We start from the raw sequence: 13,588 nt of genomic DNA on the forward strand, positions 1-13,588 counted from the left end.
CATTCATCAGGGAGCGAAAAACTATGTCGCATATTAACTACAACCATCTTTACTACTTCTGGCATGTCTATAAAGAAGGCTCAGTGGTGGGCGCTGCAGAAGCGCTGTACCTGACGCCGCAGACCATAACCGGGCAAATTAAAGCACTGGAAGAACGGTTGCAGGGCAAACTGTTTAAGCGCAAGGGCAGGGGGCTGGAACCGAGTGAACTGGGCGAGCTGGTTTTTCGCTATGCCGATAAAATGTTTACCCTGAGCCAGGAGATGCTCGACATCATTAACTATCGCAAAGAGTCGAACCTGCTGTTCGACGTCGGCGTGGCGGATGCATTGTCGAAACGGCTGGTCAGCGGAGTGCTCGATGCGGCGGTGGTAGAAGATGAACAAATCCATCTGCGCTGCTACGAATCGACCCATGAAATGCTGCTGGAACAGCTCAGCCAGCACAAGCTCGACATGATAATCTCTGATTGCCCGATTGATTCTACCCAGCAGGAGGGGCTGTTCTCGGTCAAGATTGGTGAATGCAGCGTCAGCTTCTGGTGCATGAACCCGTTACCGGAAAAACCGTTCCCGGCCTGTCTGGAAGAGCGTCGATTGTTGATCCCTGGACGACGTTCCATGCTCGGGCGCAAACTGCTGAACTGGATTAATACCCAAGGGCTGAAGGTGGAAGTGCTGGGTGAGTTTGATGATGCGGCGCTAATGAAGGCCTTTGGCGCGGCGCATAACGCGATTTTTGTCGCGCCAACGCTCTATGCGCACGACCTGTATGCGGACGATAACATCGTTGAGATTGGGCGAGTGGAGAACGTGATGGAGGAGTATCACGCCATTTTTGCCGAGCGCATGATCCAGCATCCGGCGGTGCAGCGTATCTGTAATCGCGATTATTCCGCGCTGTTCGCCCTGCCGCGTTGATCTGACGCTAAACGCCAGACATAAAAAAACCCGCCGAGGCGGGTTTTTCTCTACAAAGACTCAGCGAGCAGGCGATTAAGCCAGTTTGCTGATCTGCGCAGCCAGGTTGGCTTTATGACGCGCAGCTTTGTTTTTGTGGATCAGACCTTTAGCAGCCTGACGGTCCACGATCGGTTGCATTTCGTTAAATGCTTTCTGTGCAGCAGCTTTGTCGCCTGCTTCTACAGCTGCGTATACTTTCTTGATGAAAGTACGCATCATAGAACGACGGCTAGCGTTGTGCTTGCGTGCCTTTTCAGACTGAACGGCGCGCTTCTTAGCTGATTTGATATTAGCCAAGGTCCAACTCCCAAATATGATCTATATGGACAATTCAAAGGCCGAGGAATATGCCCTCTTAGCCTTCTTTTGTCAATGGATTTGTGCAAATAAGCGCCGTTAGTAGGACAACGCTTGGTTACGTATTGATGGCGCAGGATTCTACCAGCTTGCGCCCTACGAATACAGCCTTTCTACGACAAAAATCACCGTGGAGGTGAGTTTCTGTTGGCATTTCTGTCAAGGTGGATGAAATCGTTGCATCTTTCGTAAGCCAGGTGCAATCGGCGGTTAACGTTACCTGCTGTACAAGGTATACTTTCACGATTTTCACTGTTTTGAGCCAGACATGAAGCTGATACGCGGCATACATAATCCAGGTCAGGCACCACACGGGTGCGTCCTGACTATTGGCAATTTCGACGGCGTGCATCGTGGGCATCAGGCATTGCTACAGCGTCTGTGTGCTGAAGGACGCGAACGTGGCCTGCCTGTGGTGGTAATGATTTTCGAACCGCAGCCGCTTGAGCTTTTCGCGTCGGACAAAGCCCCGGCCCGCCTGACGCGGCTGCGCGATAAAGTACGTTATCTGGCCGAAAGCGGCGTTGATTACCTGCTGTGTGTTCGTTTCGATCGCCGTTTTGCGGCGCTGACGGCACAAGAGTTTATCAGCGAGCTGCTGGTGAAACGCCTTGGCGTGCAGTATCTGGCCGTCGGGGATGATTTCCGCTTCGGCGCTGGTCGCGAAGGGGATTTCTTGTTATTACAGAAGGCCGGTGCCGAGTTTGGTTTTGACGTCACCAGCACCCAGACCTTTTGTGAAGGCGGTCTGCGCATCAGCAGCACCGCGGTGCGCCGGGCGCTGGCCGAGGATGACCTCGAACTGGCGCAAACGCTATTGGGGCATCCGTTCAGTATTTCCGGTCGCGTGGTTCATGGTGATGAACTGGGACGCACCATTGGTTTCCCGACGGCGAATCTGCCGCTGCGTCGTCAGGTTTCCCCGGTTAAAGGGGTGTATGCGGTAGAAGTGGCGGGCCTGGGCGATAAGCTGTTACCCGGCGTTGCCAATATCGGCACCCGTCCCACGGTGGCTGGCGTGCGCCAGCAGCTGGAAGTACATCTGTTAGACGTTGTAATGGACCTCTATGGTCGCCATATCGATGTCATACTGCGTAAAAAAATACGCAACGAGCAGCGATTCGCATCGCTGGACGAATTAAAAGCGCAAATCGCGCGTGATGAATTAACGGCTCGCGAGTTGTTCGGGCTATCAAACCCGGCGTAATGCCAACGTAAAAATACGGAAACGAGAATCTGATGAGTGACTATAAATCAACCCTGAATTTGCCGGAAACAGGGTTCCCGATGCGTGGCGACCTCGCCAAACGCGAACCGGGAATGCTGGCCCGTTGGACCGATGATGACCTTTACGGCGTCATCCGTGCAGCGAAAAAAGGCAAGAAGACGTTCATTCTGCATGATGGCCCTCCTTATGCGAATGGCAGCATTCATATTGGTCACTCCGTCAACAAGATTCTGAAAGACATTATCGTTAAGTCCAAAGGCCTGACGGGCTTTGATTCGCCGTATGTACCGGGTTGGGACTGCCACGGTCTGCCTATCGAACTCAAAGTTGAGCAGGAATTTGGCAAGCCGGGTGAGAAATTCACCGCAGCAGAATTCCGCGCCAAATGCCGCGAGTACGCCGCCACTCAGGTGAATGGGCAACGTGAAGACTTTATCCGCCTGGGCGTACTGGGCGACTGGTCTCGTCCGTACCTGACCATGGACTTCAACACCGAAGCCAACATCATCCGTGCGCTGGGCAAAATCATCGGCAATGGTCACCTGCATAAAGGGGCTAAGCCAGTACACTGGTGTGTGGACTGCCGTTCTGCTCTGGCAGAAGCGGAAGTTGAGTACTACGACAAAACCTCCCCGTCCATTGACGTGGCGTTCCACGCCGTAGACCAGGACGCAGTGAAAGCGAAGTTTGGCGTGACTCAGGTCAATGGCCCTGTCTCTCTGGTTATCTGGACCACCACCCCGTGGACCCTGCCAGCGAACCGCGCTATCTCTCTGTCGCCAGAGTTTGAATATGCGCTGGTGCAGGTTGACGGCCAGGCGCTGATCCTCGCCAAAGATTTGGTGGAAAGCGTCATCCAACGCGCGGGCATCACCGATTACACCGTGCTGGGCACCGTGAAAGGTGACGAGCTGGAGCTGATGCGCTTTAAGCATCCATTCCTCGATTTCGACGTTCCGGCAATCCTTGGCGATCACGTTACCCTGGATGCGGGTACCGGTGCGGTGCATACCGCCGGTGGCCACGGCCCGGACGACTACACTATCAGCCAGAAATACGGTCTGGAAATCGCTAACCCGGTTGGTCCGGACGGCGCGTATCTGCCAGGCACTTACCCTGCGCTAGACGGCGTGAACGTCTTCAAAGCCAACGATGTTATCGTCAATATCCTGCGTGACAGCGGCGCGCTGCTGCACGTTGAGAAACTGGTTCACAGCTATCCGTGCTGCTGGCGTCACAAAACGCCGATCATCTTCCGCGCCACGCCACAATGGTTCATCAGCATGGATCAGAAAGGCCTGCGTGAGCAGTCGCTGAAAGAGATCAAAGGCGTGCAGTGGATCCCGGACTGGGGCCAGGCGCGTATCGAATCGATGGTCGCTAACCGTCCTGACTGGTGTATTTCCCGTCAGCGTACGTGGGGTGTACCGATGTCACTGTTCGTCCATAAAGAAACGCAGGAGCTGCATCCGCGCACGCTTGAGCTGATGGAAGAAGTGGCAAAACGCGTTGAGCAGGACGGCATTCAGGCGTGGTGGGATCTCGATCCGCGCGACATCATGGGTGACGATGCTGACACCTATGAGAAAGTGCCGGATACTCTCGACGTCTGGTTCGATTCCGGTTCGACGCACTCGTCCGTGGTTGACGTGCGCCCTGAATTCAGCGGTCACGCGGCAGATATGTATCTGGAAGGGTCTGACCAGCATCGCGGCTGGTTCATGTCTTCCCTGATGATCTCCACGGCGATGAAAGGCAAAGCGCCTTACCGTCAGGTACTGACTCACGGCTTCACCGTGGATGGTCAGGGCCGCAAAATGTCCAAGTCGATCGGTAACACCGTATCGCCGCAGGACGTCATGAACAAACTGGGCGCTGACATTCTGCGTCTGTGGGTCGCCTCTACCGATTACACCGGCGAAATGGCGGTCTCCGACGAGATCCTCAAACGAGCAGCCGACAGCTACCGTCGTATCCGTAACACCGCGCGCTTCCTGCTGGCGAACCTAAACGGTTTCGATCCGGTAAAAGACATGGTGAAACCGGAAGAAATGGTGACCCTGGATCGCTGGGCGGTGGGCTGTGCGCAAGCCGCACAGGAAGATATCCTGAAAGCCTATGAGTCTTATGATTTCCACGAAGTGGTGCAGCGCCTGATGCGTTTCTGCTCCATCGAAATGGGCTCGTTCTATCTCGATATCATCAAAGATCGTCAGTACACCGCCAAAGCGGACAGCGTGGCGCGTCGCAGCTGTCAGACCGCGCTGTATCACATCGCGGAAGCGCTGGTTCGCTGGATGGCACCAATCATGTCCTTCACCGCGGACGAAATTTGGGGCTACCTGCCAGGCGACCGCGAGAAGTATGTCTTTACCGGCGAGTGGTACACCGGCCTGTTTGGTCTGGATAACACCGAAGCGATGAACGATGCCTTCTGGGATGAGCTGCTGAAAGTGCGTAGCGAAGTGAACAAAGTCATCGAGCAGGCGCGTGCCGATAAGAAAGTGGGTGGTTCTCTGGAAGCGGCGGTCACGCTGTATGCCGAGCCTGAACTGGCGGCCAAACTGACGGCGCTGGGCGATGAATTGCGATTTGTCCTGTTGACCTCCGGGGCCTCTGTTGCGGATTATGCCGCAGCAACCGCCGAGGCACAGCAGAGCGAACTGCTCAAAGGCCTGAAAGTGGCGTTGCAGAAAGCCGAAGGTGATAAGTGCCCGCGCTGCTGGCATTACACCAAAGATGTCGGTCAGGTGGCGGAACACGCAGAAATCTGCGGCCGCTGTGTCAGCAACGTCGCCGGTGTCGGCGAAAAACGTAAGTTTGCCTGATGAGCCAATCAATCTGTAAAAGTGGCCTGCGCTGGCTGTGGCTGGTCGTGGTGGTGCTGATTATCGATCTCGGCAGCAAATTCCTGATCCTCCAGCATTTTGAACTGGGGGAGACGGTATCGCTGTTCCCGTCGCTGAATCTGCACTATGCGCGTAACTATGGCGCAGCGTTCAGCTTCCTCGCCGACAGCGGTGGCTGGCAGCGCTGGTTCTTCGCCGGGATTGCGATCGGCATTTGTGTCATTTTGGCGGTGCTGATGTATCGCTCAAAAGCGACGCAAAAGCTGAATAACATCGCCTATGCGCTGATCATCGGTGGCGCACTGGGTAACCTGTTTGATCGCTTGTGGCACGGTTTCGTGGTCGACATGATCGACTTCTACGTCGGTAACTGGCACTTTGCGACCTTCAATCTCGCCGACTCCGCTATCTGTATCGGTGCGGCGTTGGTGGTGCTGGAAGGCTTCTTGCCGAACGCCGCTGCGAAGAAACAGGCGTAATAAAATCGCCGGGTGGCGCTACGCGTGCCCGGGCCTACTTATCGCGTAGGCTCGGTCAACGCAGCGCCACCGGGCAACATTAGCGAGCAATCCTGCATGTCTAAATCTGTTCAGAGCAATAGCGCGGTGCTGGTTCATTTCACCTTGAAACTTGACGATGGTTCCACCGCTGAATCCACCCGCAATAACGGCAAACCTGCGCTGTTCCGCCTTGGCGATGCATCGCTGTCCGAAGGTCTGGAACAACATCTGCTAGGCTTGAAAGAGGGCGATAAAACCACGTTCTCGCTGGAGCCGGATGCCGCGTTTGGCGTACCGAGCCCGGATCTCATCCAATATTTTTCACGCCGTGAGTTTATGGATGCTGGCGAGCCGGATATTGGCGCGATCATGCTCTTTACCGCAATGGATGGCAGCGAAATGCCGGGGGTTATTCGTGAGGTTAACGGCGATTCCATCACCGTCGATTTCAATCACCCGCTGGCGGGGCGTACCGTTCATTTTGATATTGAAGTGCTGGAGATAGACCCGGCACTGGAGGCATAAAATGCAGATCCTGTTGGCCAACCCGCGCGGTTTCTGCGCCGGTGTAGACCGCGCTATCAGCATTGTTGAAAACGCGCTGCAGATTTTCGGCGCGCCGATTTACGTCCGCCATGAAGTGGTACACAACCGCTACGTGGTCGATAGCCTGCGTCAGCGCGGCGCGATTTTCATTGAGCAAATCAGCGAAGTGCCAGACGGCACGATCCTGATTTTCTCCGCGCATGGTGTTTCGCAGGCCGTGCGTAACGAAGCTAAAAACCGTGACCTGACCGTCTTTGATGCCACCTGTCCGTTGGTGACCAAAGTGCATATGGAAGTGGCCCGCGCCAGCCGTCGAGGTGAAGAGTCGATTCTTATCGGCCACGCGGGACACCCGGAAGTGGAAGGCACAATGGGCCAGTACAGCAACCCGGAAGGGGGGATGTATCTGGTCGAGTCGCCGGAAGACGTCTGGAAGCTGAATGTCAAAAACGAAGCGCGCCTCTCGTTCATGACCCAGACTACGCTCTCGGTGGACGATACGTCGGACGTTATTGATGCTCTGCGTAGTCGTTTCCCGAAAATTGTCGGGCCGCGCAAGGACGACATCTGCTATGCCACTACCAACCGTCAGGAAGCGGTGCGTGATTTAGCACAGCGTGCCGATGTGGTGCTGGTTGTCGGGTCGAAAAACTCCTCCAACTCCAACCGACTGGCGGAACTGGCTCAGCGTATGGGCAAAGCAGCGTTCCTGATTGATGATTCAACCGACATCCAGGAAGAGTGGGTCAAAACGGCGGCCTGCGTCGGCGTCACCGCTGGCGCTTCCGCCCCGGATATTCTGGTGCAGAACGTGATTGTGCGCTTGCAGGAGCTGGGCGGTGGGGAGGCTATCCCACTTGAAGGCCGTGAAGAGAACATCGTCTTCGAAGTGCCGAAAGAGCTGAGACTCGATATCCGCGAAGTGGAATAAGTTTTTTATCCGCAACGTATGTAAAAATGCCAGGCTAATCACCTGGCTTTTTTTATGGAGGAATCATGCCGTTACCCTTTATTCTCGACACCGATCCCGGTATCGATGATGCCGCCGCCCTTGCCGCGGCGCTGTTTGCGCCTGAGCTAGACCTCCAGCTGGTAACCACCGTGGCGGGAAACGTATCGGTGGAGAAAACAACGCGTAACGCCCTGCAATTACTGCATTTCTGGCAGGCTGATATCCCGGTCGCGCAAGGTGCCGCCACCCCGCTGCTGCGTCCGCTGCGTGATGCTGCTTATGTGCATGGTGAATCCGGCATGGAAGGCTATGATTTCGTCGATCATCAGCGTCAGCCCTTAGCGAAACCGGCGTTTATGGCTATTCGCGATAAGCTGATGAGCGCCCCGGAGCCCATGACGCTGGTGGCGATCGGCCCGCTGACTAACATCGCGCTGCTGCTGACGCAGTATCCGGAATGCACGTTCAATATCCGTCGGCTGGTTATCATGGGCGGTTCTGCCGGGCGCGGTAACTTCACGCCTAACGCCGAATTTAACATTGCTATCGATCCGGAAGCCGCCGAGCGCGTGTTCCAGAGCGGGATTGAAATCGTGATGTGCGGTCTGGATGTCACCAATCAGGCGCTGCTCACGCCGGAGTATCTGGCCCAACTCCCGGGACTGAATAATACCGGCAAAATGCTGCATTCGCTGTTCAGCCACTATCGCAGCGGCAGCATGAGCAGCGGCCTGCGGATGCATGACCTGTGTGCGATTGCCTGGCTGGTGCGCCCGGAACTGTTCACCCTGAAATCATGCTTCGTGGCGGTGGAAACGCAGGGCAAATATACGGCGGGCACCACGGTGGTGGACATCGAAAATCGGTTTGAACATCCGGCGAACGCACAGGTGGCGTTGGATCTGGACGTCGACGGTTTCCGCCAGTGGGTAGCCGAGGTGCTGGCGCTGGCACCCTGAGCCGGATTAAATCTTGTCGCTGAGATAGTCAATCATCGCCCGCATCCTGGCGGGCAGATGTTTGTTACCTGACCACAGCAGCCACAGCTGCCCGGAATAGCGGCTGATAAATTCCCATTCTGGCAAGACCTGCACAATCTCGCCGCTCTCCAGTGCCTCTCGGGCGGTAAACAGCGGCAGGCTGCCGATCCCCAGATGCTGTTTGACCGCATCGAGGCGCACCGCCGTGTGGTTGGCGGCATAGCGTCCCTGGGTTTGAACGGTTTCCATTTTCCCCTCGCGACGGAATTTCCAGCGTGCGTCGGCGGGCATTTCGCCCAGGCTGATGCAGCTATGTGCCATCAACTCCTGCGGCGTTTGCGGCGTGCCGTGCTGCTGCAAATAGTCAGGGGTGGCGCAAATGACATGTGTCACTGGCATCAGCGGTTTGCCATGCAGACCAGGTGAGGGCGAGTGGGTAATGCGCAGCGCCAGATCGATCCCGTCATCAATGAAATCCAGCACCCTGTCCTCCAGCCGCAAACAAACATCCACCTGCGGGAAACGTGCCAGAAATTCGATCATCAGCGGATGCACCACAAAGCGCCCGATGGCTTTCGGTACGCTGATCGTCAGCTTTCCCTGGGCAATCGCCTGCTCACGGTTGCCGCCGTCCATCGCCAGACGCGCAGCCTCCAACATTTCTTGCGCATGACGATAGACCGTTTTGCCGCTGTCGCTCAGGCGCAGTTTGCGGGTGGTTCGGTGCAGCAGTTTGCTGCCCATTTCCTGCTCCAGACGGGACACGCTGCGGCTGATGGCGGAGGGCGTCGCCCCGGATTTACGGGCCACGGCGGAAAAACTACCCTGGTCGACGACCTGGACAAACAGGGCCAGATCGGGAAGTACGTTTAGATTCATTTGTGCCTGTCACGCAAAGGTGCATTGAAGGTGGAGGGGATTATCGCCATTGACGATATCAATATACTGTCGAGAACAAGAGGAGAACAAGCATGACAGAACGCCTTTATTACACCAGTGACGCTACCGAAGGGCAGGCGCAAGTCTTACGCTGTGAAACCGAGGCGGACGGAGGCTACGCCGTGGTACTCGACCGCACGCTGTTTCATCCGCAAGGCGGCGGTCAACCGGCTGACCGCGGCTGGATTGCTGGTATTGCGGTAGAAAACGTACTCACGCGTGATGACCAGGTGGTACATCTGCTGGCACAACCGCTCCCGGCTGGTGAAGTGTCGATGCAGGTGGATGCTGTGGCCAGACTGCTGCATACCCGATTACACTCTGCTGGACATTTGATTGGCCTGGCGGGCGAACAGCTTGGCTGGCAGCCCGTCAAAGCTCACCACTGGCCGGGAGAAGGGCGCATCACGTTTGTGGCGGTCGATAACGCCGAGTTGCCAGATGTCAGCGCGTTTCAGACAAAAATCAACGGCTGGATAGATGAGAATCTGCCCCGCAATCTTTTGATGGAACAGGGTATCCGCCAGGTGGGATATGGCACACAGCGGACTTATCCGTGCGGCGGAACGCATGTCGCCAGCTTGTCTGGGTTAGGCAAGGTCGACATTAGCCATCTGAAATTCAAAAAGGGCCAACTGGTGGTCAGTTATTCCCTGGCGTGAAGGGGCGGTAAAGTGAAGCAACGCACAGACGGTTAATCGATTAATCGGCTATGCTGAGTCTGTTGTTCTCCTCGGGCCGGAGAAACAGATGAATCCTTCAATAAAGATGCCGCCGCAGGTGGCATGGGACAGCGGTTCCCTGTCTGGCGCACCGCTGATGCAAAAAACCACTCACCTCGGTGATTTAAACGGCATTTTTGCTGACGATGAGGCATGGCGTGGCGGTGACCCCGCACTCGCCGTCTATCGTGTTGAAATGCTTGATACCCCATCAGGAGACGGCGAGCTGTATACCGGCGTGACCCATCTCAACCCGGGCCGCGTCGGTAACGAGTTCTTCATGACCCGGGGTCATTTCCATGCTCGCCGTGAGCAGGGGGAAGTTTATTTTGGCCTGCGCGGCGAAGGGTTATTGTTGTTGCAGGCTGAGAATGGACAAACCCGACTGGAGCGGGTCCAGCCAGGCTCGATACATATTATTCCCGGCCTGACGGCACACCGGCTGATAAACACCGGGCACGATATCCTGTCGGCACTGGCCGTCTGGCCGAGTATTGCCGGGCATGATTATGCTGCGCTCAGCGGGGGTTTTGCCCTGCGGGTCACCACTGACATCCTGAAGCTGATGGCAAAAGAGGTGCAGAATGGCTGACAATGCGGCACGTTTTGGCCTCGATATGACCATTCAGCGCCAGCCGATGGGCTTTGGCTACGGGGAGGATGTAACCGGGCCGATGCCGGAGATCCGCACTCTCGATCAAATCCGTTCCTCCCTACGCGATCCGCTGTGCGACGGGCCGGAAGAGGTGTATGCGATCGCTATGGACGTCGCCCGGCTTCAGGACAGAGAAGAACTGAAAAAGCGGATGTTGCTGTTTGGCGTTGTCACCTATGCTGCCGGAACGCTGGGAGCGGAACCGGTCCGCAGCCAGGGGCATATTCATCGCATCAGCCAGCACAGCGGCTGGTCACCGCCGGAGCTGTACGAAATCTGGCAGGGCAAAGCGATTATTTATATGCAGGAATACGTGGCCGATGATCCGGGGCGCTGCTTTGCGGTCATTGCCGGACCGGGTGAGAAAGTGCTGGTCCCGCCGGGCTGGGGACATGCCACGATTTCGGCGGATGCCGAGCAGCCGCTGACCTTCGGGGCGTGGTGTGACAGGGAATATGGCTTTGAGTACGACGCTGTGCGGGCGCACAAGGGGCTGGCATGGTATCCGCTAGTGCAGGACCGACAGATTATCTGGCAGCATAATACGCACTATTCACCCGCGCGATTGCAGGTGATCACCCCTCGTCCGTATCGGGAGTTCGGCATTACCGATGCACCTATCTATCAACAGTTCATCGACGACCCCGCGCGTTTCCAGTTCATTTCACGCCCGGACAAAACCGCCACCCTGTGGCTGAATTTTCATCCATAAGTGTTGCCCGGCGGCGCTGTATTTCCGGTCATGTAGCCACGGAAAATGCAGTGCCGCCGGGCGTGTCAGGCAAACAGTCCGCTAGCGACACCGACCGCAGCCAGCACCAGGAGCAGAAGCATGGCTTTCACCGGTGAAACGCCGCGCTTGGCCATCAGATACCAGGTGCCGAGCACCACAATCAGCGGCAGCAACTGTGGGAAAATCCCGTCGAGCATTTGCTGCAGGTGAATGTTGACCCCATCTTTGGTCACGAATTCCAGACCTGAGCCGAGCTTCACATAGCTTGCCGCCACGCCGCCCATCACAAACACCCCGAGCAGCGACAGGGCTTCACGCAGGCGCGTCGATTTGCTGCTGACCAGCATTTCCACCGAGCCGGACCCCATCCGATAGCCCTTCAAAAACAGGAACCATGAGCCGGGTAAGATGATGGCCAGCCAGGCGATGGTATAGAACAGCGGGCCGAGAATATTGCCCCCGGCGGCAAGTGCCATGCCGATACTCAGCAGAATCGGGATCAGCATGCCGGGGATCATCGAATCGCCGATCCCGGCGATCGGCCCCATCAGCCCGACCTTGAGGGTATTAATGGTTTCCCCGTCAATCGGCTCGCCGTTGGCTTTTTTCTCCTCAAGCCCCAGCGCCATGCCGTTGACGATCGCGCCTATCTGCGGCTCGGTATTGTAGAACGAGGCATGACGACGCAGCATTTCCTTCCGCTGCGTTGCGTCGGGATACAGTTTCTTCGCCACCGGCAACATACTCAGGCAGAAGCCGAACGATTCCAGACGTTCGAAGCTCATCGACGACAAATTGTGCATCATCCACGCGCGCCAACAGCGTCGCAGATCGGTCCGGGTCAGTTTACGTTCTTCCATCAGAATTCATCCTCATCATCGACAGTCGGCTTCGCGCCCGCGGTCTGCGGTGCTTCCGGCTTGTAGTTGTAATGGATAAGCGCCAGCAGCGCGCCAACGATAACCAGCGCCACCATGTTCAGTTTCAGGAATACGATGCAGATAAAGCCGACGAGGAAATAAATCAGCATGGTGTAATTTTTAATGATTTGTTTCAGCAGGATGGCGATCCCGACCGCCGGTAAAATACCGCCCAGCACGCTCATCGTGGAAATCACGATGGCGGGCAGGCTGTCCATAAAGCCGCTGATATACTGTGCGCCAAAATAAACGGCGATAAAGGTCGGCACGAAGCGCAGTACAAAATTGGTCGCCTGCGGCCAGATGGCGCTGTTGAGATAAATGCCGCGTTCGTCGCCGCGTTCAAGGGCGGTATCGGCCCGGTGGTTCCAGAAGGAGTTCAGCACCATCATGGTGTTAAAGAGAATGGTTCCCGCAATGCCGATGGTCGCGGCTAATGCGACGGCGACCTCTGGGCCTTTGCCGGAAAGGATCCCCAGCGCAATGGCGGGATAGGCGACAAAGTTGAGATCTGCAGGCATCGAACCGCCCGGGGTGACCATCGCGATATACACCGCCTGTACCGCGACGCCTATCATGATCCCGGTTTTTACATCGCCGAGGATCAGGCCGACCAGCATCCCGGACACTAAGGGGCGGGACAGGAGATACCAGCCGCCGGTCAGGCCGAACAGCCAGGGGCTGCTGAGCGCACCGAGGTAACAGAGCAGGCCAATCAGTGTGGCTTCGAAAATCATTTTCAGCTCCTTATTTCAGTTTTTGGCGTGCGTCCTGCCAGCTGTAGCAACTGGCATCCGGCACCAGACGAAACTCGACCAGATGTCCCTGGGCGGTGAGCCATTCAAAGGCGGCAATTTCTTCCGCTGTCACCGATTGGTTCGGGCCGATGGTGGTACTGCTGGCGCGGGCGCTCATCGGCCCGACGTTGATTTTGCCGTTGCTATTTTTCAGGCTGATCCCCGCCTGCTCAATGCGTTGCAGGGTGACCGGGGATTTGCCAATCACGAAATACCGCTTCTCACTGGCGATAACTTTGGGCAGCTTTTCGATGGCGGTGGCAGTATCAAACAGCCAGACCTTAGTGTCTGAAACCGCGCCTTTCATGACCGACGAGAGCAGCGGATCGGCCGCAACGGCATCGTCGATGGCGATGATGCCATCACAGGGCAGCTCTTTGGCCCAGCGTGTGACGAGCTGCCCATGAATGACGCGGTCATCGATACGAACAAAAGAAAGACTCATAAA

General features: G+C 56.4%; 15 protein-coding genes and 1 pseudogene. 11 read left to right on the forward strand and 5 right to left on the reverse strand.

Annotated elements, in window-relative coordinates:
• Positions 1–23 precede the first annotated feature (23 nt).
• Positions 24–920 (forward strand): transcriptional activator NhaR, encoded by an 897-nt coding sequence (gene nhaR / locus SIK69_RS01090; protein WP_258987425.1) that lies wholly within the window; start codon positions 24–26, stop codon positions 918–920.
• 75 nt (positions 921–995) lie between these two features.
• Here the strand turns inward: nhaR and rpsT are convergent, their stop codons facing one another.
• Positions 996–1,259 carry a 30S ribosomal protein S20 gene (rpsT, locus tag SIK69_RS01095; protein ID WP_110510708.1) on the reverse strand — a complete coding sequence of 88 codons (264 nt, stop codon included), beginning with the start codon at positions 1,257–1,259 and terminating at the stop codon, positions 996–998.
• 124 nt (positions 1,260–1,383) lie between these two features.
• Here rpsT and SIK69_RS22900 point away from each other — a divergent pair.
• From SIK69_RS22900 to rihC, 7 genes and pseudogenes are all read left to right on the forward strand, one after another.
• Positions 1,384–1,580 (forward strand): annotated as a pseudogene (locus SIK69_RS22900) (DUF2575 domain-containing protein).
• Between the two features lie 7 nt (positions 1,581–1,587).
• Positions 1,588–2,526, forward strand: a complete 939-nt coding sequence (gene ribF / locus SIK69_RS01100; protein WP_319628251.1) for a bifunctional riboflavin kinase/FAD synthetase — start codon at positions 1,588–1,590, stop codon at positions 2,524–2,526.
• A 32-nt stretch (positions 2,527–2,558) separates the two neighbouring features.
• On the forward strand, positions 2,559–5,375 hold the full coding sequence (gene ileS / locus SIK69_RS01105; RefSeq protein WP_319785208.1) for an isoleucine--tRNA ligase: 2,817 nt from the start codon (positions 2,559–2,561) through the stop codon (positions 5,373–5,375).
• The gene (lspA, locus tag SIK69_RS01110; RefSeq protein WP_319628249.1) at positions 5,375–5,875 is read left to right on the forward strand and encodes a signal peptidase II; all 501 of its coding nucleotides are present in this window, start codon (positions 5,375–5,377) and stop codon (positions 5,873–5,875) included. Before ileS ends, lspA begins: the two co-directional genes overlap by 1 nt.
• 96 nt (positions 5,876–5,971) lie before the next feature.
• Positions 5,972–6,421, forward strand: a complete 450-nt coding sequence (gene fkpB, locus SIK69_RS01115) for an FKBP-type peptidyl-prolyl cis-trans isomerase (RefSeq protein WP_319628248.1) — start codon at positions 5,972–5,974, stop codon at positions 6,419–6,421.
• A gap of 1 nt (position 6,422) precedes the next feature.
• Positions 6,423–7,373 carry a 4-hydroxy-3-methylbut-2-enyl diphosphate reductase gene (ispH, locus tag SIK69_RS01120; RefSeq protein ID WP_319628247.1) on the forward strand — a complete coding sequence of 317 codons (951 nt, stop codon included), beginning with the start codon at positions 6,423–6,425 and terminating at the stop codon, positions 7,371–7,373.
• Positions 7,374–7,438: 65 nt separating this feature from the next.
• Positions 7,439–8,353 carry a ribonucleoside hydrolase RihC gene (gene rihC, locus SIK69_RS01125; protein ID WP_319785209.1) on the forward strand — a complete coding sequence of 305 codons (915 nt, stop codon included), beginning with the start codon at positions 7,439–7,441 and terminating at the stop codon, positions 8,351–8,353.
• A 6-nt stretch (positions 8,354–8,359) separates the two neighbouring features.
• Here the strand turns inward: rihC and SIK69_RS01130 are convergent, their stop codons facing one another.
• Entirely contained in the window at positions 8,360–9,253 is an 894-nt protein-coding gene (locus SIK69_RS01130; RefSeq protein ID WP_319628245.1) for a LysR family transcriptional regulator, read from the reverse strand.
• Between the two features lie 92 nt (positions 9,254–9,345).
• Between SIK69_RS01130 and SIK69_RS01135 the strand changes: the two genes are divergently transcribed.
• The 3 genes from SIK69_RS01135 to SIK69_RS01145 all read left to right on the forward strand — a co-directional run bounded on the left by SIK69_RS01135 (position 9,346) and on the right by SIK69_RS01145 (position 11,402).
• The gene (locus SIK69_RS01135) at positions 9,346–9,975 is read left to right on the forward strand and encodes an alanyl-tRNA editing protein (RefSeq protein ID WP_319628244.1); all 630 of its coding nucleotides are present in this window, start codon (positions 9,346–9,348) and stop codon (positions 9,973–9,975) included.
• 88 nt (positions 9,976–10,063) lie between these two features.
• Positions 10,064–10,627: a glucose-6-phosphate isomerase family protein gene (locus SIK69_RS01140; RefSeq protein ID WP_319628243.1), complete on the forward strand. Its 564-nt coding sequence runs from the start codon at positions 10,064–10,066 to the stop codon at positions 10,625–10,627.
• The gene (locus SIK69_RS01145; RefSeq protein ID WP_319628242.1) at positions 10,620–11,402 is read left to right on the forward strand and encodes a glucose-6-phosphate isomerase family protein; all 783 of its coding nucleotides are present in this window, start codon (positions 10,620–10,622) and stop codon (positions 11,400–11,402) included. Before SIK69_RS01140 ends, SIK69_RS01145 begins: the two co-directional genes overlap by 8 nt.
• A 65-nt stretch (positions 11,403–11,467) precedes the next feature.
• On the opposite strand, the gene SIK69_RS01150 is transcribed toward SIK69_RS01145, so the two are convergent.
• From SIK69_RS01150 to SIK69_RS01160, 3 genes are read right to left on the reverse strand one after another with little or no spacing between them, the layout of a single operon-like run.
• Entirely contained in the window at positions 11,468–12,283 is an 816-nt protein-coding gene (locus tag SIK69_RS01150) for a PTS system mannose/fructose/sorbose family transporter subunit IID (RefSeq protein ID WP_319628241.1), read from the reverse strand.
• Positions 12,283–13,080, reverse strand: coding sequence for a PTS mannose/fructose/sorbose/N-acetylgalactosamine transporter subunit IIC (locus tag SIK69_RS01155; protein WP_319628240.1), 798 nt, complete (start codon positions 13,078–13,080; stop codon positions 12,283–12,285). Before SIK69_RS01155 ends, SIK69_RS01150 begins: the two co-directional genes overlap by 1 nt.
• A 10-nt stretch (positions 13,081–13,090) precedes the next feature.
• Complete coding sequence (locus SIK69_RS01160; protein ID WP_319628239.1) at positions 13,091–13,585, reverse strand: PTS sugar transporter subunit IIB; 495 nt, start codon at positions 13,583–13,585, stop codon at positions 13,091–13,093.
• Positions 13,586–13,588: the final 3 nt, after the last annotated feature.

The organism is Scandinavium lactucae, assembly GCF_033843265.1.
Classification (GTDB): domain Bacteria; phylum Pseudomonadota; class Gammaproteobacteria; order Enterobacterales; family Enterobacteriaceae; genus Scandinavium; species Scandinavium lactucae.

Bases quoted from the DNA above. Each gene is read 5' to 3' on its own strand.
- SIK69_RS01160 (WP_319628239.1), bottom strand. From the start codon at position 13,585: ATGAGTCTTTCTTTTGTTCGTATCGATGACCGCGTCATTCATGGGCAG.
- SIK69_RS01145 (WP_319628242.1), top strand. From the start codon at position 10,620: ATGGCTGACAATGCGGCACGTTTTGGCCTCGATATGACCATTCAGCGC.
- ileS (WP_319785208.1), top strand. From the start codon at position 2,559: ATGAGTGACTATAAATCAACCCTGAATTTGCCGGAAACAGGGTTCCCG.
- SIK69_RS01155 (WP_319628240.1), bottom strand. From the start codon at position 13,080: ATGATTTTCGAAGCCACACTGATTGGCCTGCTCTGTTACCTCGGTGCG.
- ispH (WP_319628247.1), top strand. From the start codon at position 6,423: ATGCAGATCCTGTTGGCCAACCCGCGCGGTTTCTGCGCCGGTGTAGAC.
- fkpB (WP_319628248.1), top strand. From the start codon at position 5,972: ATGTCTAAATCTGTTCAGAGCAATAGCGCGGTGCTGGTTCATTTCACC.
- rihC (WP_319785209.1), top strand. From the start codon at position 7,439: ATGCCGTTACCCTTTATTCTCGACACCGATCCCGGTATCGATGATGCC.
- ribF (WP_319628251.1), top strand. From the start codon at position 1,588: ATGAAGCTGATACGCGGCATACATAATCCAGGTCAGGCACCACACGGG.
- nhaR (WP_258987425.1), top strand. From the start codon at position 24: ATGTCGCATATTAACTACAACCATCTTTACTACTTCTGGCATGTCTAT.
- SIK69_RS01140 (WP_319628243.1), top strand. From the start codon at position 10,064: ATGAATCCTTCAATAAAGATGCCGCCGCAGGTGGCATGGGACAGCGGT.
- SIK69_RS01130 (WP_319628245.1), bottom strand. From the start codon at position 9,253: ATGAATCTAAACGTACTTCCCGATCTGGCCCTGTTTGTCCAGGTCGTC.
- lspA (WP_319628249.1), top strand. From the start codon at position 5,375: ATGAGCCAATCAATCTGTAAAAGTGGCCTGCGCTGGCTGTGGCTGGTC.
- SIK69_RS01135 (WP_319628244.1), top strand. From the start codon at position 9,346: ATGACAGAACGCCTTTATTACACCAGTGACGCTACCGAAGGGCAGGCG.
- SIK69_RS01150 (WP_319628241.1), bottom strand. From the start codon at position 12,283: ATGGAAGAACGTAAACTGACCCGGACCGATCTGCGACGCTGTTGGCGC.